A 21,854-nucleotide genomic window follows, 5' to 3' on the forward strand; every position below is an offset into this window, starting at 1 on the left:
GGATGACCATCGTGATGCAGCGCTTACACCTCACTCACCCATTACACTTTGTTATTGGCTTAACGCTTTGGAGTGCTTGGTTTGTAACAGTTTACGGTGGCCATGCTGTGGCCTGTGAAGTCATGCCCCCTGACCCAGAACAAGGTGTTTTTACCCTCGTTAATGCGTTGCTGCTTATGGTCAGTCTTGCCGCCGTTGCGCTGTTAGCTGCGTTAACGGTGGGGTGTTACCGCATGAGCAAACATCATGCCGGTCGGCTGAGCTTTAATGCACGGGTTTCTGCCGGGCTCTATCTCTTTTCTACCTTCGGCGTATTGTTTGCAGCGATGCCCATCATCGGTATTCCGCCTTGCCTGTGAGTGGTATGACTGACACTAACGCAGACAAGCTCTATACCCTTCACGGCATGTGGTGCACCAGTTGCGCGTTGGCCGTGGAAGGCTCCCTCAAACGGAGTGATGGCGTGCACGACGTTAGCGTGCATTATCCCAGCGCCACGCTCTGTATAAGCGGCACGCCAGCCGCGACTCAGCTCTCAGTGCTTGCCTTAAAGGTTAAGCGACTAGGCTACCGGCTGACGGAACTTGAGCCGGTGGGCGATGCCCATGCACGATTGGAAGAGGAGAGCCGCTACCTCACACTTAGACTGATGGTGGGTTCGCTATTTGGCATGTGGACCATGCTTGCCTCAATTTTGATCTACGCATCCGCCTTGCCCAATGAACAGGTCGAGCAGGTAGTGGCATGGGTGTCGGGTGCTTTTTCACTTCCCGTGGTGCTGTTTGCGGGCGTGCCGTTTTACCGAGCGGGATGGCGTACATTGCTCGCCAAACGCCCTGGAATGGATGTGCTCGTTAGCCTTGGTGTATTTGGCGCGGTGCTCGTCTCGATCGGGCTTTTATGGCGCGGTTCATCGGAAGTGTATTTCGATACGGCGGTGATGCTGATTGTGCTATTGCTGGTCGGGCGGTTAGTGGAAACGCTGTGCCGTCACCGTGGGTTAAAAGCGCTGGACGCATTGACACTACCGAACGCGAACATAAGCGTTTACCAACATGAACATTGGGTAATGGTTCCTGCCGATGAAGTGGCTGCAGGAATGCGCGTCGAGTTAGCGCCAGGTGAGCTGGTTGCGCTTGATGGCACCCTGGAGGCGCCTGGCTGGGTCAATACCGCCTCGCTGACCGGCGAAAGCCTGCCGCGCCACTTTCATACAGGTCAGAAGGTCTACGCAGGCTGCCGCTACCTGGGTGCAACGCCGCTGGTAATGCAGGTGAGTGCCGGGGTAGGCAAGCGGCGACTGGATCGGCTATGTGACGAAATGCGCCGCTATCAGGCCAAAAAAGGCGAGCTGCAGAAGCTAGCTGATCGCTTTGCAGCTTGGCTAAGCCCCTTAGCACTTGTACTGGCGCTGCTGACGTTGCCTACTGCGCTGTTATTTGGAACGGGCTGGGAAGAGGCCTTTGTGCGGGCGCTTTCCGTACTGGTGGTGGCATGCCCCTGTGCCGTTGGGCTTGCCGTGCCGTTGGCAAGCCTTGCTGGTAGCGGTCAGGCCATGCAGCAAGGTATTGCGCTACGCGACCCGGCCGCGCTTGAAACTTTGGCGCGCATTCGCTCGGTAGCCCTGGATAAAACCGGCACCTTAACGACCGGCAATAATTCCGTGCTGCATTGGCAGGCACGGGAGGGCGTTGATAAACACACGGTGCAGCGCAAACTAAGCGCCGCCGTCGCTGGAAGCGAACATCCGCTAGCGCACGCGTTAGCGCACTGGTCGAATGATCAACGTGAGCAGAACCCTGAGCAGAATCCTGATCAGAATATAGAAGTAAATGAATCGCCTGGGGAAGGGCGCCGTGTGCAGCTAAATAGCGGCGAGTGGCTAACGCTAGGTAGCGCTAATTGGCTAACTCGTCAGCAGATTGCGTTGCCATTTCAAGCTGAAGACCCCGCGCTGGCGTTTGCTTCTCAAGTGATGTTGGCTGATGAAGCGGGCTGGCTGGCCACGTTCTATCTGGCCGATCAACCGGTGGAGGATGCCGCTCCAAGCGTGAAGCGCCTGCTCGCATCAGGCTATGTGGTGGCGATGATTAGCGGCGACCGGCAGGGGGCTGTTAGCTGGCTGGGTGAGCAGATAGGGCTTGCCCGAGAAGCTTGCTATGCCCAGCGTTCGCCCGAAGCCAAAGCGCGGTTGTTGCAGGCGCTACTAGCGCCAACGCTCTATGTAGGTGATGGCTTGAATGATACGTTGAGCTTGGCCGCGGCTGATGTGGGTATTGCCCCGCTAAGTGCCAGCGAGGCCGCCCGTGAAGGGGCTTCCGCACAGCTTATGACGCCGGGAGTGGGGGGGGTAGTAAAACTGCTTAGCATTGCTAAATACACCCGGCGCATCATGGTGCAGAATCTGTTCTTTTCGGCACTGTATAATACGCTGGCCCTAGGGCTGGTAGCTGTGATGGCCATTCCACCTCTGGTTGCGGTACTCGCTATGGCGGCAAGTTCGCTGAGTGTCACGCTCAATGCCGCACGGTTAGCGTGGGCCGAGCCGGAGGAAAACGATCAGAGGGCTCCGGAATAGCCAAGTGCCTGTTTAAGCCGCTCGGCATTCGTTGCCACCCAACGTGGGTCAATCGCCCCCCAATCGCGTATTTGGTAGCGGCCAATGTTGTGGCGCTCGCCTTCATCTCTTGTAAATACGCACTCGATATCTAATTCGGCAAGGGAGGCGATCGTATCCTGAGCGGTACGCCGTGGCATGCCGGTGGCTTCAATTAGTGCAGGCACGCTGGCAGCGCCATGTTCGATAAGATGGGCTACGTATAAACGTCGGTAAAAACTCGATTTCGTTTTGCTAAGCGCGGACATTAGGCTTCCTTAACAGCAAATTGATTAACGCGCTGCTTAGCTTAAAGGAATAAGTCGCCCTGCGCCCGTGGTGGGCGGAAATCCCGCGTATTCAAGCCCTGCTCGGTGCGATCCTGCATGTTCCACTGGCGGCTGGCGCGAGCAAAGCGCTGAGCAATTAAATCAGCGAATACCCCTTCTCCACGAAAGCGCTTACCAAACTTGGCATCATAGGCCTTACCGCCTCTGCACTGGCGCATAAGGCTCATCACTTTGGCGGCGCGTTCTGGGTAGTGAGCTTCCAGCCACGCCTCAAACAGCGGCGCTACTTCGTAAGGTAAGCGCAGCAGCATCCAGGCCGCCGTTCGTGCGCCTGCTCGGCTGGCGGCTTCCAGTAGCTTTTCAATTTCATGATCAGTCAGCCCTGGGATAACCGGTGAAATCAATGTGCCGACTGGGACTCCCGCCGTATTGAGTTCACTAATGGCCCGCAAGCGCGCCTGAGGCGAGGCCGCCCGTGGTTCTAGCGTGCGCTTTAAATTGGCGTCCAGGCTGGTCAAGCTAACAAACACACGCACCAGCCGATGCTCTGCCATCTCTGCCAATAGTTCTAGATCGCGTAGCACCAGCGTGCTTTTAGTCACTAACGTTACCGGATGGCGACACTCCAACAGCAACTCCAGCAAGCGGCGTGTAGTTTTATAAGTAGCCTCTAACGGCTGGTAGCAGTCGGTATTGCCAGAAAGATTGATGGGGCGGCAGATGTAGTTGGGATGGCAAAGCTCCTCCGTTAACCGTTCCACCAAACCGCTGCGGGCAATGAGTTTAGTTTCAAAATCCAGCCCTGGCGATAGATCCCAGTAAGCATGTGAGGGGCGTGCGTAGCAGTAAACGCAGCCATGTTCACAGCCACGGTAAGGATTCAGCGAGCGGTCAAATGGCAAATCCGGCGATTTATTCCACGATAGCGCGCTCTTGCTCACCTCTTCTCGCACTTCGGTGGCGATGGTTGTAGATGTTTCTTCCCGCCACCAACCATCGTCTTCCACCACGCTATGGGTAGGTGAAAAACGATTGTGCGGGTCGTACGTTGCTCCGCGGCCTTTGCGCACAGCTGAAACACTCGATGTTTGATCGGGAGTCGTCATTTGCCACCTCTGACCTGTATAACTAACTATATGGCTATTTATACAGTATATGGCGTTTGGGCAAAGGCGCAAGAAAAGGCTTAGCGGCTTAAATAGCAAATTCGGGGATACAAACGCGTCTTTATTTCATACGCTTAAAGACCCCGTTGTTGCCAGCATGGAAAGAGGCGATTTGACCTATGGAACTTCAACCACATTTTGCATTAATGGCATCCTACAATCAGTGGATGAATGCCAAGGTATACGATACGGCTAGCAAGCTGAGTACAACTGAACTTGCAGAGGAGAGAGGCGCTTACTTTGGCTCTATTTTTGGCACTTTAAATCATATCGTTGTAGCCGACACGCTTTGGCTTAAGCGGTTTGCAAGCCATCCCTCTTCTACCACAACACTTGCGGTCATGGTGGCGCTGCCAACGCCTGCGCGGCTTGATCAAGTGATGTTTGATGACTTGGATGGCCTCAAGGCACATCGTCAATGGTTGGATAGCGTGATTATCAATTGGATCGCAGCGCTGACAGATGAGGATCTAGAGACAATCTTGAGTTACCAAAATATGAAAGGAGTTCCAGCCATCCGCAGTTTCTCCAGCCTGATCTTGCACTTCTTCAATCACCAAACCCACCACCGCGGGCAGATAACAACGCTGCTCTCGCAAGCCGGTCTAGATATTGAGGTCACCGACTTGCTGGCGCTGATACCGGATGAGGCCGGTAGCCAATAATATTGACCAGCATGCTGGTCATAGTTAATTAATTTGCTCTCTTAACTCCCTGACGGTGAACTGTAAGAACCTCGCGGCATACAACTGTTATCGAAAGGCGGGCTTTTATGAGACTGGTGAGCGTTACCTGGGCGGGGCTGCGGGGCCTCAACATATTATGTATAGGCACATGGAATGATCGGTTATTTACGCTAAGCGATAGTGAGTCCGTTCTGGCTATCTGGTTAGAATCCACCATCGCCGCCACGTTTTTATCGGAGTCGAAACTGGCAGAGATGTGCGAGCATAGAGGCGTTAAAAAGAGCGAAGCATCAGAGCCTATTAGCTCTGTTTAGTAACAGATAGCTTCCTCACCGCATATACTCTATCCCGTAGCGATATACTTATCCCATTTGCCGAACACGAGTCCCACTCCCATGGAGCCAGCACAAGATAAACTTTGGAACATGAAGCCTAACGCCCCCTTGGCTAGGCAACTGGCGATACGGGATGTGCCTGCTTTGGTATACGATGCCGTGAATCTTGAGGGGGTCGCTATGACACTGCCCGAGGTGCAGACCATTTTGGATGGGATCACCGTGGGCGGCCATAAAATCAGCGATCAGAATATGGCGATTAACCAGGCGAAAGCTTGGGAATATATATTTTATTTAGTCGATAAGGGGCAGTTCCGCTTTGATAAGCAAACCGCTCTAGACATCCATGTCATTGCCGGTAAAGAAGAGGCGCTGGAGTGGGGCAAGTTTCGCTCGGGTTATGTAACGGTTGCAGGTTCTGACTATGAGCCGCCTATGCCTGACGAGCTTGAAGCTAAATGGCAAGAAGTCCAGCGGCTAGTAGCGAGCGAAGAGGACAGTTACGACCAAGCCATCACTGCGTTTCTGCAGATGGCTAGGGCTCAATTTTTCTGGGATGTTAACAAGCGTACTGGTCGCTTTATGATGAATGGCATTTTGCTGATGCATGGATTCCCGATTATTAATGTTCCAGCCAAACGACAGCAAGAGTTCAATACCCTGATGTTGGATTTTTATACATCTAACAATATGGCACCGATGAATACGTTTCTAAGAAGCTGTTTAGACAAGAAAATCATTAAGAACTTTAAGCTCGACCTGCCAATCGGCTAATAGTAAGGCTCAGCAAAAATTAAAACGCCTTGGTTCTTTCAAACCAAGGCGTTGTTTTCTATCGATTTATAAGCCTATTCGTTCAATGTTTTTTCCGTGTTGGCTTCTTGTCGGCACTGGCCGGTGCGCTTTCCTTTTCGTCACTGCCGCCATTAGGGAAGTGCGCCCGCACCAACTCCAGCAGGCCTTGTGTGGAGGCATCGAAGTCGGCGGCGTGGGCATCGATGCGTTCGCTGATTTCACCCGCGATGCGTTTGCCAAGCTGTACGCCCCACTGGTCAAACGAGTTGATGTTCCAGATCACCCCTTGCACAAACACCTTGTGCTCGTAGAGCGCAATCAGTGCGCCTAGGTTTTTCGGCGTTAGCTCGTCCAGCAGTAGCGTGCTGGAAGGGCGGTTGCCGGGGCAACTGTAGGGGTCGTGTTGGCTGAGTTCTTTGCTGTCCCCCTGGCTGCCCTCCATAAAGGCGTTGGCCTGAGCGAGCATATTGGTCAGTAAGGCGAAGTGGTGGTCTTCCACGCCGGGCTCGGGCTTGAGCGAGGCAATAAAATCAATCGGCACGTAGCGGGTGCCTTGGTGCAGTAGTTGGAAGAAAGCGTGCTGGCCGTTGGAACCAGTTTGCCCCCACACAATCGGGCCGGTTTTGTAGTTCACCGGGTGGCCGAAAATATCCACCGACTTGCCATTGGACTCCATATCAAGCTGCTGCAGGAAAGAAGGCAGCTGATTCAGCGCCTGGTCGTAGGGAACGATGGCTTGGGTTTCGGCGCCAATAAAGTTGATGTACCAAATGCCTATTAGCGCCATCAGCACCGGCATGTTTTGCGAGAAGGGCGCGTTGATGAAATGGTTATCCATCTCGTGCGCGCCTTCCAGCAGCTCGATAAAGCCTTCGAAACCGATCGAAAGCGCAATCGGCAGCCCGATGGACGACCACATGGAGTAGCGACCGCCCACCCAGGCCCAGAATTCGAACACGTTCTCTTCGCGAATGCCAAACTCCATGGCCGCTTTGCGGTTGGTGGAGGCGGCAATAAAGTGCGCACCCACATCGGCGTCTTCACCTGCGTTCTCTACAAACCAGCGCCGCGCTGTTTTGGCGTTTAGCAGTGTCTCCTGTGTAGAGAAGGTCTTGGTAGAGACAATAAACAGCGTGGTGGCCGGATCAAGTCGCGAAAGCACTTTCTGAATATGGGTGCCGTCCACATTGGAAACAAAGTGGAAGTGGAGCTCCGGGTGGCGGTACTTGAGCAGCGCGCGCACGGCCATATTGGGCCCCAGATCCGAGCCGCCAATACCAATATTGACCACGTCTTTAATGCGTTTGCCGCTGTAGCCTTTCCATTCGCCGCTGCGCACCGCTTCTGAGAACAGCTTGATCTGTTCGCGAGTGCGGGTGATCTCGGGCATTACGTCTTCGCCGTCTACATACACCGGCTCATCACCTAAGTGGCGCAGAGCGGTGTGCAGCACCGGACGGTTTTCCGTGACGTTGATGATATCGCCAGAGAACATCTGCGCCCGCCGCTGTACCAGCGCAGAGTGGTCGGCCAGCTCTATCAGCTTGGTAAGCACTTCATCGGATACCTGGTGCTTGGAGTAGTCAAGAAACAGACCGCCCACCCGTAAGCTCATTTTCTCAAAGCGCTGCGGATCATTGGTGAAGTAGTCACGAATGCGGTCGTTAGCGGTTTTGTCGCGCAGGCGATCAAGCGCCTGCCAGGTAACACTACGAGTGAGCTGAAACATAGGGCGATCCGTTTGTTATAAATGAATTGGGTGATCAACAACAAAAAGTAGGCTATGTAAAAATACTACATAAAAAATGACGAAGAGTAGAGGGCTTTGGGAGTGTAATCACGGATTTAATGCGTAAAGCTACGTTTTTTAAAACGCTACCATTAGAGGGCAAGCATGTCCGCCTGCCCTCATTTTTTCGAAGAGCCCTTAAGCGGCAACGGCTACTTGGGCTGCGCCACGTTTGATAAACGCATAGCCTAAGCCGGTCACTAGCGAGCCAGCCACAATAGCGCCAAGGTAGAGCAGCGCCGGAGTAATGGCGTTGGGTATCAGTAGTACAAAGATGCCACCGTGAGGCGCCATCAGTTTTGCACCTACCAGCATAGATAGGGCGCCGGTAAGGGCTCCGCCTGCGATACAGGCGGGAATAACGCGTAGTGGGTCTTTTGCCGCAAAGGGAATCGCGCCTTCACTGATAAAACACAGGCCCAGTACGAACGAGGCTTTGCCCGCCTCGCGCTCCGGTGCCGAGAACTTGTTACGCGCGACAAAGCTGGCAATGCCCATACCAATGGCAGGTACCATTCCCGCCGCCATAATCGCCGCCATGGGGCCGTAAGTTTCAGAGGCGAGTAGGCCCACGCCAAAGGTGTAAGCAGCTTTGTTGACCGGGCCACCCAGATCGAAGCACATCATCGCGCCCAGCAGAATACCCAGCAGTACCGCATTGGTGGAGCCCATGGATTCCAGGAAGCTGGTGAGAGCACTAAGCAGCGCCGCGACCGGTTCGCCAATCACATAGATCATAGTCAGGCCGGTGACCAAGCTGGCAACCAGCGGAATGATCAGAATCGGCTTCAGGGATTCAACGCTGGAGGGCAGCTTGACGTAGCGAGTAACCGCCAGCGCCACATAACCTGCTAGGAAGCCTGCCAAAATGCCGCCGATAAAGCCGGAGCCGATATTGGCCGCCAGCATGCCGCCAATCATACCCGGTGCGATGCCGGGGCGGTCGGCAATCGAGTAGGCGATATAGCCAGCCAGCACCGGAATCATAAGCGCAAAGGCGGTGCCGCCCCCAATCTGCATTAGCGCTGCAGCCAGGGTGCCTTCCTGCTCAAACGCTTCAATGCCAAACACAAAGGAGAGGGCGATCAGCAGGCCACCCGCCACGACCATCGGCAACATAAAGGAAACGCCGGTGAGCAGGTGCTTATAAACACCTTTCTCCTTAACGCTCTTGTTCGCTGTGCCTGCACTGCTGCTACCGTTTTCTATGGCGGCCTCGCTGAGGGCGGCTTCAAGCGTTGGGCGTGGCTTTTTCAGCGCATTGCCGGTAGAGGTGCGGTAGATGCGCTTACCTGCAAAGCGCGATGGATCAACGTCGATATCGCAGGCCAATACGACTACGTCGGCGTCGGCGATCTCTTGTTCAGTCAACTTATCTTGTGCGCCCACCGAGCCTTGGGTTTCCACGCGAATGGCGTGGCCCATGGCTTTGCCCGCCTCTGCGAGTGCTTCAGCGGCCATAAACGTATGCGCCACGCCGGTGGGGCAGGCGGTGACGGCAACGATTTTCTTGCCACCCGCGCTGCTTGCCGGGGTAGGTGCGCTAGCGGCGGCAGGCGCGCTATAAATCGGCGCTTCGCGCTTAGCCTGGGCTAGAAAAGCGCTGGGGTCGGGAAGGGCACTGGCAATTGGTGCTTGAAACAGGCGCTTGCCTTCGAAGCGTTCCGGTGCGGGTACGTGATCGGCGGCAACCACGATCAAATCGGCGTTAGCAATCTGTTCGGCCGTTGCGGCCTGCAATGGAGCGATTTCGCCATGCATTTCAACGTGCGCCGACCAGCCCTGGCGCTGGGCTGCTTGTTCTAGGCGCTTGGCGGCGAGGAAGGTAGTGGCCATGCCGCTTGGGCAGGCGGTAATCAGAATAATATTCATAGCGTGGCTCCCTCGGTGATGGGGTCGTCAAGACGCCGTATCCGGGTATTTTGTTGGAGTGAATCGAAATCGACAGCGTGGGGATTGCCCACGCCAACGTGGCGCACGGCCTCGGCCGAGAGCGCGGTGGCAAAGCGCAGCGTTTGTTCAGCGTCGTGCTGACCGTTCTCATGAGTCAGCAAGCCGTGGAGCATGCCCGCAACAAAGGTATCGCCAGCGCAGACGGTGTTAGTAGCCGTAACCGTGGGTGGGGTGGCGTGCCAAGCACCGTGAGCGTTAACCCACAGCACGCCTTCGGCCCCCGCTGAAATCAGCGCATGGGCGATGCCGCTTTTATGCAGCCGCTTGGCCGCATTCAAGCGCGCATCGAAAGAAGTCGTCTCTTCGCCTGCCCACTCTGCCAGTTCGTTTTCATTAGGCTTAACACCGGCGGGGTGAGTCGCTATTGCCGCATTGAGTGCCGGGCCACTGGTGTCTACCCAGAGCGGTACGCCGCTGGCGTTTAAGTGGTTCAACAGCGCGCTGAAATCATCCAGTGACAGCCCAGGGGGGAGGCTGCCCGCCACGACGATCGCCTGGGGTGGCGTGGCCCCGGAAAGCTCGGTATCCAACGTGTTGATCAGCACCTGTAGATGTGTGGCGTTAATGGGCATGCCAGGGCCGTTAATATCGGTAACGCGGCCGCTCTGTTCAGCTATTTTGGCATTGATACGGGTTTCCCCCGGCACGCGCACAAAGGCGTCGGTCAAGGAGTACTGGGTAAATGCCAACTGAAAGGGAGCGTCGTTATCGGCACCTAAAAAGCCGCTAACGGTGACGTCGTGGCCAAGGCCTGCCAGCACGCGGGCAACGTTAACGCCTTTGCCTGCCGCTTCTAACTGCGCGCTGGTGGGGCGGTTGACGCTGCCCAGCACCAGGGCGTCAAGAGTAAACGCCAAATCCAGCGCCGGATTCAGGGTAATGCATAGCACGCGGGCCATTAGCGCGCCTCCAGTGCATCGCGCACTTCATCGCTAGTCGCCTGATTCAGCGCTAACTGGGCGCTGGCTTGGGCATCAGCGAAGTCAAACTCGCGCAGGCGGGCTTTGACCAGTGGGATTTGCCGCGCGCTGACGGAAAGCTCGTCCACGCCAAGGCCTACCAATACCGGAATGGCCACGGCATCTGAGGCCAACTCGCCGCACACGCCGACCCATTTGCCTTGGGTATGGGCTGCCGCCACGGTCATTTGAATCAAACGCAGCACAGCAGGGTGTAAGCCATCGGCCTGGGCAGAGAGTTCCGGGTGGCCGCGGTCGATCGCCAGGGTGTACTGGGTCAGATCATTGGTGCCTACTGAGAAGAAATCGACTTCGGCGGCGAGGCTAGGCGCTAGCAGCGCGCTGGAGGGTATTTCAATCATCACGCCAAGCTGCACATCGGTGGCGCGCTGGGAAGTGGGGATCTCTTGGAGTAAGCGATCGTAGATGACTTTGACGGCGCGGAACTCGGCAATGTCCTTGATCATTGGCAGCATGATGCGCAAAGGGTAATCCTTGCTGGCCATCAGCAGTGCCCGCAGTTGGGTCTCGAGCACATCGGGCTGGGTCAGCGCCAGGCGAATGCCGCGCAGTCCCAGGAAGGGGTTATCTTCCTGGGGGACCGGCCAGTAAGGCAGCGGCTTGTCACCGCCCACATCCAGGGTCCGTGCCACCAGCGGGCGGCCGCCCAACGCTTCCACCGCTTGGCGGTACTCGCCGATCTGAGTGGTCAAATCCGGGGCGCTGGCGTGGGCCATAAACAGAAATTCAGTACGTAGCAGGCCAACACCCTCGGCGCCGCGCTCTACTGCATCGACAGCGTGGGCGGTATTGCCCAGGTTGGCGGCGACTTCGACACGGTGGCCATCGCGAGTTTGAGCAACCTCAAAGCGGGTTTCCCAGGCAGCGGCTTCGCGCTGCTGGTGGTCGAGCAGCTGCTGCTCGGCACGCTGTAACCGCTCTTCGGAAGGTTGCGATGTTACCCGGCCACGATCACCATCCAGAATCATCATGCTGGCGTTATTGAGTGCCATCACCGCCTGCCCAGCGCCCACCACGGCAGGAATACCCAACGCGCGGGCCAGAATGGCACTGTGGGCTGTCGCACCACCGCGTACAGTGAGCAGGCCACGCACACGGGAGGTATCCAGGCGCGCCACATCGGAAGGGCCGATGTCGTCCATGACCAGAATATAGGGGTGGTCAGGCGGTTCTGGAAGCGTCACATCGCAGAGCACGCCAAGCACACGGCGGCCTACGTCGCGCAGGTCGGCGGCGCGTTCGGCCAGCAGGCGGTCGGCCAGCATTTCCTGGGCGTGGGCAGCGGTTTCAATCGCTTCCCACCAGCCCGCTTCCGCCGAGCGTCCTTCGCGAATGGCATCCGAGGCCGCGTGGTGAAGTTCCGGGTCGACGAGCATCTCTTCGTGCATCGAGAGAATATCGGCGACTTCGCCGCCCTGGGCATTGCGAACCAGCGCCTCCAGTTGAGCCGCGCCCTCCTTGATGGCGTGATTCAGGCGGATGAGCTGTTGCTCCGCGTCATCGGCGTGCTCGGGGTAGTCGAACTGCATGGGGCGGATAACAAACACCGGGGCAATGGCCAAGCCCGGCGAAGCGGCCACGCCGGTATGGGGCGTGTCGGCAGCCAGTGGCTCGACGGCCGGTTGAGTCGTGCTGGCTTCGGGTGCGGTGTCAAAGCCGCCGTCAAGGGGCGTTATTTTCTCGCCCAAGCCAGCCTCAATCGTTTCCGCCACGCTCTCGAGCGCTTGACGTGCGTTATCACCTTCGGCGGACAGCACCAGCCATTGGCCGCGGCGAGCGCCCAGGCCGATCACCTTGGTCAAGCTGGCCGCCGAGACCAGCGTGGCGCTGCCTTCTTCCAGCCGCACATTGATCGCCATGGCCTGGGCGCGGGCGACTTGCACCAACTGCTTGGCGGGGCGGGCGTGCAGGCCATGGGGATTAAGCACTCGAACGCGACGGGTGGGGGTGCTGGCGGTCTCGCCCGCCAGCAGGGAAAGCAGTTGAGCACTGTTGCATGTGAGCAGCGTGTCGCTGGCGCCGCTATCCAGCAAGGCCATTAATTGCTCTAACAGCGGACGGTGGGCATCACCGTGGGCAGCTAAGCAGAACAGCGCATGGACCGGGTGGCCAGCGCTTTCCAAGGTATGCGACGCTGGCGTGGCGACCCCAAGCGCGGGCTGATTAACCCCTTGCGAGCTGCTGGCCAGCCACAACCCCTTGCCTAACCAGGTGGGTTGAGCGGCGGCGACAGCGGCAATGAAGGCGTTATCGACGCAGCCGCTTTGACGCAGGCGGGCGGCGGAGGCCAGGGCGAGCTCTTGAGGGTCGCGAGCGGGAAAGTTGACACATAGCGTGTCGGCATCCAAGCGTGGCTCAAGCGTCGGTTTGGACAGCAGGCGCGCCACATCGGCAGCGGAACTGGCGCTGGCCAACTGCTCGGCAACCCCTTCACGATCCAGCACGTGAGTGAGCTGGCGCAAAATATCCAAGTGCTCATCGTTCTGGGCCGCGATGGTCACCAGCACATGCACCTGTTGACCGTCGTGCCACTCGATTCCTTGGGGAAACTGCAGCACGCGGACGCCAGTCTGCTTCACGTGCCGACGGCTTTCTGGCGTGCCATGGGGGATGGCAATGGCATTGCCCAGGAACGTCGATGACTGGGCTTCGCGGTCGTGCAGGCCGTCGCGGTACTCGGCCTCAACTAATCCAGCGTCTACCAGCGCTTCAGCAGCACTGTCCAGAGCGGTTTGCCAGCTATCCGCGTGGCGGCCTAGCAGGATGTCATCGGGGCCGAGTGTCAACATAGTATTCTCCTGTAAACGCGCTCTGTTGCTGCAAAGTACTTTCGGTGAGTACTGTGGGCCGAGTGCAGGGCGTGTACATAAGTGATCGTCGTTAAATGATCATGGTAATGGCATTAATGCCAGTGGGATGAATCGACCCTTCAGCGGTGATTCATCCTTGCCAATTAATCTAGTGTTAGTGCTATGCTGAATCGATTCACTGCATGACACAAGGTTTGTACTTTTAGACTTTGGTCTGGTAGGCGCTTACTTGCTGATAAACTGCCCGGTCACACCAAGGGGAACCCGAATGACACTCGCCGATATTGCCCGGCTAGCCGGCGTCTCGCGCACGACCGCTAGCTACGTGATTAATGGCCAGGCCGAGCAGCGTCGTATTAGCGTGGCAACGATTGAGAAAGTGATGGCAGTAGTACGTCAGCACCGTTACCACATAGACCCGCAAGCGGCCGCACTGCGCCGTGGGGCGAGCCGTCTGCTGGGCCTTATCGTGCCGGATCTGGAGAACATCAGTTATGCCCGGCTGGCGAAACGCCTGGAGCGTGGCGCGCGGGAGCAGGGCTATCAGTTGCTGATCGTCAGCTCGGATGACTGTGCTGAGAGCGAGCGAGCACTCGCCCTGGCGCTGCGTGCCCAGCGCTGCGAGGTGTTGATCACCGCCAGTTGTCTGCCCAGCGACGACACCTTCTACGCCGATCTGGTAGACGAGGGCTGGTGTGTGGTGGGCATGGACCGTGGCCTGAATCCCGAGCTGTTTTCCAGTGTGGTGAGCAATGACTGCGAAGCGGCCGAGGCATTGACACGCTCGGTAATCGGCGGGGCAACCAAACGTGTGGCGTGGCTGGAGGCAATGCCGAATCTATCGATCAGCCGCGAACGGCGGGCCGGTTTCCAGGCGGCATTGAGCGGCACGGAGATTGTGCCGCTGATCTTGAGCGGAGTGAGCTATGAGCGTAGCGAAGGGGCGCGCCTTGCAGCCAGGCTGTTGGATGAGGAAGGCGGCGCCGATGCGCTGGTAACGGCGTCTTATACGCTGCTGGAAGGGGTGTTTGATGTGTTCTTGGAGCGTGGTGGCTTGCCAGAAAATATCCGTTTGGCCACCTTTGGCGATCACCGGCTACTGGATTTTCTCCCCCAGCCGGTCAATTCAGTGTTGCAGGATTATGACCGGATTGCTGCGTTGACGCTGAACTGCGCGTTGGCCGCCTTGGACGGCCACTACGAGTGTGGGCTGCAGGTAGTTGCCCGCCACCTGCACACCCGCTGAGTACAGCGTTTTAATGCTTGCTGCTTAGACCGTTCTGGCCTGGGCCCAAGCGTTGGCATCCGGAATCAACATATCGTAGCTTTCGCCCAGATAGGGCGATGAAAGCAGGAAGTCTGCGGTGGCCGCATTGCAGGCAACGGGCACATTCCACAGGGCGGCTAAGCGCAGCAGCGCCTTGACGTCGGGGTCGTGAGGCTGCGGCGAAAAGGGGTCCCAAAAGAAAATCAGTACATCGAGGCGCTGTTCGGCGATGCGTGCGCCAATTTGTTGGTCGCCGCCCAACGGCCCGCTCATCAACCCTTCAACGTCGAGTCCCAGCGCGGTTTTCAATCGCCCGGCGGTGGTGCCGGTGCCGATCAGCTCATGCTGGCTGAGCACGCTTTGCCAGCGGGTCGCCCACTCCAGCATTTCGACCTTCTTGCCGTCGTGGGCAATTAGTGCAATGCGTTTGCGTGCTTGTAGAGTGCGGATAGCTTGGCGGGGCGGTTGTGCATCACTCATGGCGGAACCCTTTACTTGTATTGGCTTTATAAGACCAGTTTTTAATGTTGGACTACGGTAGCGCTTATATAGTAATTTTACTACATATTGGATATTTACAAGCCTTTTGGGGCCGTTGTTATACGAATTTTCAGCCTCATGACGCTTAAATACGTATTTTTAGTAATTTTTTTACTAAATGCGACACTTGCTACCATTGGTTAATTGAGGAGCTATATCATGACAATAAGAGTTGCGATTAACGGGTTTGGCCGTATCGGCCGCAACGTACTGCGCGCCCTTTACGAGAACAGCTACCGCGACCGTGTACAGGTTGTCGCTATCAACGATTTGGGCGATCCTTCGCTGAACTCCCACCTGCTGCGTCACGACACTGTGCATGGCCACTTCCCTTTCAAGGTAGAGCATGACAACGAGAGCATCACGGTGGATGGTGATCGTATCGCGATCTCCTCCGAGCGTGACCCAGCACAGTTGCCGTGGTCGTCGATGAATATCGACCTGGTGATGGAGTGCACTGGGCTGTTTACCAAGCGCGAGGCGGCTGCCAAGCACATTACTGCTGGCGCCAAGCAGGTGCTTATTTCTGCACCCAGCCCCGACGCCGATGCCACCATTGTATACGGTGTGAATGACGATATTCTAACCGCCGAGCATACGGTGGTTTCCAACGCCTCCTGCACCACGAACTGCCTGGCGCCGGTAGCAAAAGCGCTGAACGATGCGGTAGGTATCGAGAATGGTCTGATGACCACGGTGCACGCTTACACCAACGACCAGAATTTGTCGGATGTTTACCACTCCGACCCTTACCGCGCTCGTAGTGCGACCCACTCCATGATCCCGACTAAGACCGGGGCAGCAGCGGCGGTAGGTTTAGTATTGCCGGAACTGGCTGGCAAGTTCGATGGCTTGGCAGTTCGCGTGCCGGTGATCAACGTGTCGCTGGTGGATCTCACTTTCACCGCCAGCCGCGATACCACCAAAGAAGAAATCAATGCCATCGTCGAGAAGGCTGCAGCGAATTCGCCGGTGCTGGCGGTTAATGCCGAGCCGCTGGTCTCCATCGATTTCAACCACGATGCCAACTCATCCACCTTCGATACCAATCACACCCGTGTAAATGGTCGTTTGGTTAAGATTATGGCGTGGTACGACAACGAGTGGGGCTTCTCCAACCGCATGCTGGACACCGCCATTGCGATGCAGAAGACCGCTTAAGCTATAGCGAACACTGCTAACTATTCCTACTTGTTACCCTGAGCCCTTGCTCAGGGTTTTTTATTTTTTAAAAATAGTGCATCCAATACGTCTCCTCGCGGGTATTCACTATACAGGCGCTATTTAAAGCGGCTGATAAAAACCCTTTTAGGAGACTGAAAATGACACTTCACCATCTAACGCGCGCTACCTTAGCCGCCACACTGATTGCATCCTTCAGTCATGCCGCTCTGGCCGATACGCCTGCGGATGTTCAAGTACCGGACGGCAACACCATCGCCCTCGAAACGGTTGGCGTTGGCGCGATTACTTACATGTGCGAAACCAAAGACGACGGCAACATGGGGTGGGTATTTAAAGGCCCCCACGCTGCACTTAATGATAGCGACGGCAGCCAGGTGGGTAGCTACTTCGGCCCGCCAGCCACCTGGGAAGCGTTGGACGGTTCCAAAATCACCGGCACCCAGCTAGCCACAGCCGCCAATGGCGATGGCAATATTCCGCTCCAGCTTGTTGAAGCCAACCCTGCTGAAGGCGAAGGCGCCATGATGGGCGTTAGCTACATTCAGCGCTTGAACACCCAAGGCGGTGTTGCGCCCGATGTGGCCTGTGATATGGATCACGACGGTGCCACCGCGGTAGTTACTTACCAGGCGGACTATATCTTCTGGACTGCTGAATAACTTAAATGAGTGCTGGGGACTCGTTTGGCGAGTTCCCAGCGGCTATGCTGTCTGCGAGAACGACGACAGGCGTCGGTGCCGTCAACAGGGAGCTGAAGTTTGACTGACGTGTCTTCAGAATTTGATCATGCCGCGGCAATAGCCAACTGTGCTCGTGGCGAACATGACGCCTTGCACCAACTCTATGTCCATGAGAGTGCACGATTACTAGGCGTGGTCATAAGAATCGTCAAAGATCGTGGTATGGCTGAAGATATTGTCCACGATGCGTGCCTCAATATTTGGCAACGCGCCGATAGTTTTGACCCCGATAAAGGCTCTGCCCGAGCGTGGATATTCAGTATCGCGCGTCATTTGGCTTTAAACGCCATTCGTTACCGTGATCGCGAGATCACGTTCGACAGTAGTGCTCCCACCGAATTAGATCATGACGAACAATTTCAGCACGCTTCCGTTGTCGACGAAGCCTTCGCTTGGCAGACCGGCCAGCGGATGGATAGCTGTTTGGAAGCGCTTGAGCCGGAGCGGCGTAACTGCGTACTCCATGCCTATGTCGATGGGCTTAGCCACGCGGAAATCGCTGCGCATACCGGCGCGCCGCTGGGAACCGTTAAAGCTTGGATCAAACGCAGCTTGCTGCGCCTACGGGAGTGTATGGCATGACCCGCCCTAATGATCACGAACATGAAGATGACCATGCCTTGGCGGGTGAATACGTGCTGGGTACCTTGTCGTTAGAGCAGCGCAAAGCGCTGGAAGCTCGGTTACCCAATGAGCCTGAACTGCAAAAAGCAGTGATGGCTTGGGAAGAGCGCTTCTTGCCCTATACCGGTATCGCCGATCCGGTAACGCCCTCCGATTATTTATGGCCGCGTATTGAGCGCAGCCTAGCGTCACGGGAAGCGCTTGCTAAGCGTGCTCGACCGACCACTGCCGTGCCGCCAAGACCCCGCCGTATGCTGCACAGCCTGCCGCTTTGGCGCGGCGCTGCCGGGTTTGGTTTAGCGGCGGCGTTAGTCATGGGGGTGATGCTGACCAATGAAATAACTGAACCAGCTATTTCAACGACGCCCGAGTACATGGTGGTTCTGCTTGCCCCACAAACCCAATCAGCGGGTTGGGTGGTACAGGCCTCATCGCGCCAGGAAATCGAACTGATCCCCCTGGGCACCTTCGAAGTACCCGAAGGTAAAGCGCTAGAGTTCTGGACCAAAGCAGATGAGTGGCAGGCCCCGGTATCGCTGGGTTTAGTGGAGCCAGGCCAGCCGATCCGTTTGCGCTTAGACCAGTTGCCGCCGCTTGAAGATAACCAGCTATTTGAGCTAACGCTGGAAGACGAAACCGGTTCGGCCACTGGCCTGCCCACCGGGCCGATAGAATTTATTGGCCGCGCGGTCGAGATCTAGCCTCTCAAAAGCGCCTGTTAAACGTATCTTTAAAAGAACGTTAAGCCAACTTGGAACAGGCGTTCCACGTCGCGAATGCGGCGCTTGTCGATCACGAACAAAATCACGTGGTCGCCGCTCTCCACCATTACATCGCCGTGGGCGATGATAACTTCCTTGCCGCGCACAATCGCACCGATGGTGGTGCCTTCTGGTAGATCAATCTCACGGATGGTGCGGCCGACCACTTTAGACGACTGCTTATCGCCATGGGCAATGGCTTCAATCGCTTCGGCGGCGCCCCGGCGCAGCGAGTGGACGTTGACGATGTCGCCGCGTCGCACGTGCGTCAGCAGGCTGCCGATGGTCGCCTGCTGTGGGGAAATAGCGATATCGATCTCGCCACCCTGCACCAAATCCACATAAGCGGCGTTGTTGATCAACGTCAGCACCTTCTTGGCGCCTAAACGCTTGGCGAGCAGCGAGGACATGATATTGACCTCGTCGTCGTTGGTCAGCGCGCAGAAGATATCGCACTCTTCGATATTCTCCTCTTCCAGCAGACGCTTGCTGGTGGCGCTGCCATGGAGCACCACGGTGCGATCCAGCCGCTCTGAGAGGGTGGTGCAGCGCTCCAGGCTGTGCTCGATGATCTTGACCTGGTGGCTATGCTCCAAATGCTCCGCCAGCCGCTCGCCGATATTACCGCCCCCGGCAATCACCACGCGGCGAAAGTCCCGCTCGACCCGGCGCAGCTCGCTCATCACCGCGCGAATATCGCGGCGTGCGGCGAGGAAGAACACCTCGTCGTCGGCTTCAATGACCGTATCGCCGCGGGGGATAATCGGCCGGTTGCGGCGGTAAATCGCCGCCACGCGGGTATCCACATTGGGCATATGGCGGCGCAAAAAGGCCAAATCCTGCCCCACCAGCGGGCCGCCGTAGAACGCTTTGACCGCCACCAGTTGTACCAAACCACCGGCAAACTCCAGTACCTGCAGGGCACCGGGGTGCTCAATCAGGCGGCGTACGTGGTCGGTCACCACCTGCTCGGGGCTGATCAGCACGTCGATGGGGATCGCTTCGTGGGCAAACAGTCCCTTGCGGGTTAAGTACGCCGTGGCGCGTACCCGGGCAATTTTGGTCGGGGTGCGAAACAGCGTATGGGCGACCTGGCAGGCGATCATATTGATCTCGTCGCTGTTGGTGACGGCGATCAACATATCGGCGTCTTCACAGCCTGCCTGGCGCAGCACAATGGGGTAAGAGCCCGCCCCGGTCACGGTGCGGATATCGAGTTTGGTATGCAGATCGCGCAGTTTTTTGGCGTCGGTATCAACGACAGTGATGTCGTTTTCCTCGCGGGCGAGGTGTTCAGCCAGTGTGCCGCCGACCTGGCCGGCGCCTAAAATAATAATCTTCATCGGTAGTTAGATCACTTTGGCGACATGTTAATACAGATACTCACCTATCTAAGGGGAAGCTGTCGAGGGTAGGTCGACTCAGTTCTGCTTTTGCCCGACGGAAAGGGCTTTTTTTACGCCTTTTTGACGGCTAATGCCTTAAACGCCATCGAATTTTTACGCCTGCAATCTCTAAGCTCAAGGTGCCAATCAAAGGAGGCACTTCCATGAATATTGCATTGCTAATCATCGCGACCGGCACGGCGGCGTATCTGTTTTACGCGCTCATCTGTCCCGAGCGTTTTTAGGAGATCGTCATGAACGATATGATCGCTATTTACGCCTTAGTGGCTCTGCTTAGTGTGCCCTTGGGTATCTATATTGCTTTTGCATTAAGCACACAGACGAACCGGCTCGATACGCTGTTTGGCGTGATCGAAAAGCCTATCTACCGGTTGGCGGGCGTTAACAGTCAACACACCATGACGTGGCAAGTGTACGCGTTAGCCATCCTTAAGCTGCATGTGGGCTTGATACTGCTGGCATGGCTGGTCTTTATGTGTCAGGGCTTATTGCCTCTCAACCCGGACGGCATCCCCGGCATGCCGTGGGACACGGCGCTGCATACAGCGGTGTCGTTCGCTACCAACACTAACCAGCAGCACTACTCTGGCCAAGCGCAGCTTTCGCATTTAAGCCAAACCTTTGCCATTGTCACACTGCAGTTCTTAACCCCCGCCACGGGGCTCGCAGTGTTGGTCGCGATTGCCCGCACTTTGTTAGTCGCTAAGCCTGCCAAGGTGTTAAACGGCGTTGGCAACTACTACCACGACCTTACCCGCACCGTGGTACGGGTTATGTTGCCACTGGCAGCGGTTGTCGCACTGCTGCTGACCTGGCAGGGCGTACCGGCCAGCTATCAGGCCGCCCACCAGGTAGACATGCTGGATCCCCAGGTGGAAGAAGTGCAGTCGATTCCCTTAGGCCCTGTGGCGTCCATGGTGGCGATCAAGCAGTTGGGTACCAACGGCGGTGGCTGGTATGGCCCCAACTCCACCGTGCCCCTTGAGAACCCCACGCCGCTGGCGAACGTTATCGAAACCGCTTCACTCACGCTTATCCCCGTGGCACTGCTTATCGCGATCGCTCTGATCAGTGGTCGACGTCGGCTAATGACGGGCATTGGTGCCGTGATGATCGCGTTCTCTCTTATTTCCACCTCGGTGGTGGTCTATTCGGAACGCATGCCCAATGCAGCCCTGGTCGAACTCTCCCAGCCGGGGGCCAACTTGGAAGGCAAGGAGCTGCGTTTTGGCACTGACCTTTCCGCTCTGTGGGGCAGTTGGACAACGCAAACCTCCAACGGCTCAGTCAACGCCATGCACGACAGCTTCAACCCCATGGGCGGCATGATGCTGCTGATGGATATGTTTGTGAACGTGACCTTCGGTGGGGTGGGCGTCGGGCTGATTGGCTTCTTCCTCTACCTGATGTTGGCGGCCTTTGTGGGCTCGTTGATGGTGGGCAGGGCGCCCGAGCTGTTTGGTAAACCGTTAGAAACCCGCGAAATGCGCTGGATTTCACTGGCGATTCTGGCTCAGCCGCTGGTCATCCTGGGGTTGAGTGCGCTGACCGTGGCGATGCCAAGTGCGGCCGCCAATTCCAACCCAGGGTTCCATGGCTTATCGCAAGTGCTTTATGAGTTCACCTCCGCGTTTGCCAATAACGGCTCTGGTTTTGAAGGGCTGGGCGATGACACCCCCTGGTGGAATATCGCCTGCGTGGTCGCCCTGTTGATTGGCCGCTTCTTACCCATGCTAGTGCCATTAGCGGTAGCCGGTTGGTTGGCCGCTAAGCGCACGGCACCGGCGGGGCGCGGCACCCTCCCTATGGATAGCCCCGCCTTTATGGGCTTAACCGCAGGGGTGATTGTGATCGTCAACCTGCTTGGCTTCTTACCGGCGTTAGTGCTTGGCCCGATTGCAGAATCCGTCGTGCAAGGCTTCTAGGAGAAA

At 56.9% G+C, this 21,854-nt stretch carries 19 protein-coding genes; 11 read left to right on the forward strand and 8 right to left on the reverse strand.

The features are described from left to right. The first annotated feature begins 2 nt into the window (after positions 1 to 2). A complete protein-coding gene (locus HZS80_RS16290) occupies positions 3 to 359 on the forward strand; it encodes a hypothetical protein (protein WP_179916659.1) in 357 nt (118 codons plus the stop codon). 5 nt (positions 360 to 364) lie between these two features. Continuing rightward, positions 365 to 2,578, forward strand: a complete 2,214-nt coding sequence (locus tag HZS80_RS16295) for a heavy metal translocating P-type ATPase (protein WP_246362157.1) — start codon at positions 365 to 367, stop codon at positions 2,576 to 2,578. Here the strand turns inward: HZS80_RS16295 and HZS80_RS16300 are convergent. Continuing rightward, positions 2,560 to 2,865: a winged helix-turn-helix domain-containing protein gene (locus HZS80_RS16300; protein WP_035557026.1), complete on the reverse strand. Its 306-nt coding sequence runs from the start codon at positions 2,863 to 2,865 to the stop codon at positions 2,560 to 2,562. The genes HZS80_RS16295 and HZS80_RS16300 overlap by 19 nt on opposite strands. A 41-nt stretch (positions 2,866 to 2,906) precedes the next feature. Further along, on the reverse strand, positions 2,907 to 3,992 hold the full coding sequence (locus HZS80_RS16305; RefSeq protein ID WP_179916660.1) for a PA0069 family radical SAM protein: 1,086 nt from the start codon (positions 3,990 to 3,992) through the stop codon (positions 2,907 to 2,909). Positions 3,993 to 4,171: 179 nt separating this feature from the next. Between HZS80_RS16305 and HZS80_RS16310 the strand changes: the two genes are divergently transcribed. Together HZS80_RS16310 and HZS80_RS16315 are read left to right on the forward strand one after the other, a co-directional pair. Further along, on the forward strand, positions 4,172 to 4,717 hold the full coding sequence (locus HZS80_RS16310) for a DinB family protein (protein WP_035557029.1): 546 nt from the start codon (positions 4,172 to 4,174) through the stop codon (positions 4,715 to 4,717). Between the two features lie 416 nt (positions 4,718 to 5,133). Further along, positions 5,134 to 5,847, forward strand: coding sequence for a Fic family protein (locus tag HZS80_RS16315; protein WP_179916661.1), 714 nt, complete (start codon positions 5,134 to 5,136; stop codon positions 5,845 to 5,847). Between the two features lie 82 nt (positions 5,848 to 5,929). Here HZS80_RS16315 and pgi read toward each other — a convergent pair whose 3' ends face one another. The 4 genes from pgi to ptsP form a co-directional block, all read right to left on the reverse strand. Beyond that, positions 5,930 to 7,597 carry a glucose-6-phosphate isomerase gene (pgi, locus tag HZS80_RS16320; RefSeq protein WP_179916662.1) on the reverse strand — a complete coding sequence of 556 codons (1,668 nt, stop codon included), beginning with the start codon at positions 7,595 to 7,597 and terminating at the stop codon, positions 5,930 to 5,932. A 198-nt stretch (positions 7,598 to 7,795) separates the two neighbouring features. Continuing rightward, positions 7,796 to 9,529 (reverse strand): PTS fructose-like transporter subunit IIB, encoded by a 1,734-nt coding sequence (locus tag HZS80_RS16325; protein ID WP_179916663.1) that lies wholly within the window; start codon positions 9,527 to 9,529, stop codon positions 7,796 to 7,798. Beyond that, a complete protein-coding gene (gene pfkB, locus HZS80_RS16330) occupies positions 9,526 to 10,509 on the reverse strand; it encodes a 1-phosphofructokinase (RefSeq protein WP_179916664.1) in 984 nt (327 codons plus the stop codon). The genes HZS80_RS16325 and pfkB overlap by 4 nt, the downstream gene beginning before the upstream one ends. Continuing rightward, the gene (gene ptsP / locus HZS80_RS16335) at positions 10,509 to 13,379 is read right to left on the reverse strand and encodes a phosphoenolpyruvate--protein phosphotransferase (RefSeq protein ID WP_179916665.1); all 2,871 of its coding nucleotides are present in this window, start codon (positions 13,377 to 13,379) and stop codon (positions 10,509 to 10,511) included. The genes pfkB and ptsP overlap by 1 nt, the downstream gene beginning before the upstream one ends. Before the next feature lie 289 nt (positions 13,380 to 13,668). Between ptsP and cra the strand changes: the two genes are divergently transcribed. After that, the gene (gene cra, locus HZS80_RS16340) at positions 13,669 to 14,646 is read left to right on the forward strand and encodes a catabolite repressor/activator (protein ID WP_035557045.1); all 978 of its coding nucleotides are present in this window, start codon (positions 13,669 to 13,671) and stop codon (positions 14,644 to 14,646) included. A 24-nt stretch (positions 14,647 to 14,670) separates the two neighbouring features. Here the strand turns inward: cra and HZS80_RS16345 are convergent, their stop codons facing one another. Then, the gene (locus HZS80_RS16345) at positions 14,671 to 15,147 is read right to left on the reverse strand and encodes a methylglyoxal synthase (RefSeq protein ID WP_179916666.1); all 477 of its coding nucleotides are present in this window, start codon (positions 15,145 to 15,147) and stop codon (positions 14,671 to 14,673) included. 219 nt (positions 15,148 to 15,366) lie between these two features. Between HZS80_RS16345 and gap the strand changes: the two genes are divergently transcribed. The 4 genes from gap (at position 15,367) to HZS80_RS16365 (ending at position 18,457) form a co-directional block, all read left to right on the forward strand. Next, on the forward strand, positions 15,367 to 16,368 hold the full coding sequence (gap, locus tag HZS80_RS16350) for a type I glyceraldehyde-3-phosphate dehydrogenase (protein WP_179916667.1): 1,002 nt from the start codon (positions 15,367 to 15,369) through the stop codon (positions 16,366 to 16,368). A gap of 161 nt (positions 16,369 to 16,529) precedes the next feature. Beyond that, positions 16,530 to 17,051 carry a DUF3455 domain-containing protein gene (locus HZS80_RS16355; RefSeq protein ID WP_179916668.1) on the forward strand — a complete coding sequence of 174 codons (522 nt, stop codon included), beginning with the start codon at positions 16,530 to 16,532 and terminating at the stop codon, positions 17,049 to 17,051. A 108-nt stretch (positions 17,052 to 17,159) separates the two neighbouring features. Next, on the forward strand, positions 17,160 to 17,714 hold the full coding sequence (locus HZS80_RS16360; protein ID WP_281662322.1) for a sigma-70 family RNA polymerase sigma factor: 555 nt from the start codon (positions 17,160 to 17,162) through the stop codon (positions 17,712 to 17,714). Further along, the gene (locus HZS80_RS16365; protein ID WP_179916670.1) at positions 17,711 to 18,457 is read left to right on the forward strand and encodes an anti-sigma factor; all 747 of its coding nucleotides are present in this window, start codon (positions 17,711 to 17,713) and stop codon (positions 18,455 to 18,457) included. Before HZS80_RS16360 ends, HZS80_RS16365 begins: the two co-directional genes overlap by 4 nt. 29 nt (positions 18,458 to 18,486) lie before the next feature. On the opposite strand, the gene trkA is transcribed toward HZS80_RS16365, so the two are convergent. After that, on the reverse strand, positions 18,487 to 19,860 hold the full coding sequence (trkA, locus tag HZS80_RS16370; RefSeq protein WP_035564622.1) for a Trk system potassium transporter TrkA: 1,374 nt from the start codon (positions 19,858 to 19,860) through the stop codon (positions 18,487 to 18,489). Between the two features lie 206 nt (positions 19,861 to 20,066). Here trkA and kdpF point away from each other — a divergent pair, with 206 nt between their 5' ends. Beyond that, entirely contained in the window at positions 20,067 to 20,147 is an 81-nt protein-coding gene (gene kdpF / locus HZS80_RS24160) for a K(+)-transporting ATPase subunit F (RefSeq protein ID WP_081742537.1), read from the forward strand. Between the two features lie 9 nt (positions 20,148 to 20,156). Then, positions 20,157 to 21,848, forward strand: a complete 1,692-nt coding sequence (kdpA, locus tag HZS80_RS16380) for a potassium-transporting ATPase subunit KdpA (protein WP_179916671.1) — start codon at positions 20,157 to 20,159, stop codon at positions 21,846 to 21,848. Positions 21,849 to 21,854 lie beyond the last annotated feature (6 nt).

Origin of the sequence: Vreelandella glaciei, from assembly GCF_013415125.1 — a bacterium.
GTDB classification, from domain to species: domain Bacteria; phylum Pseudomonadota; class Gammaproteobacteria; order Pseudomonadales; family Halomonadaceae; genus Vreelandella; species Vreelandella glaciei.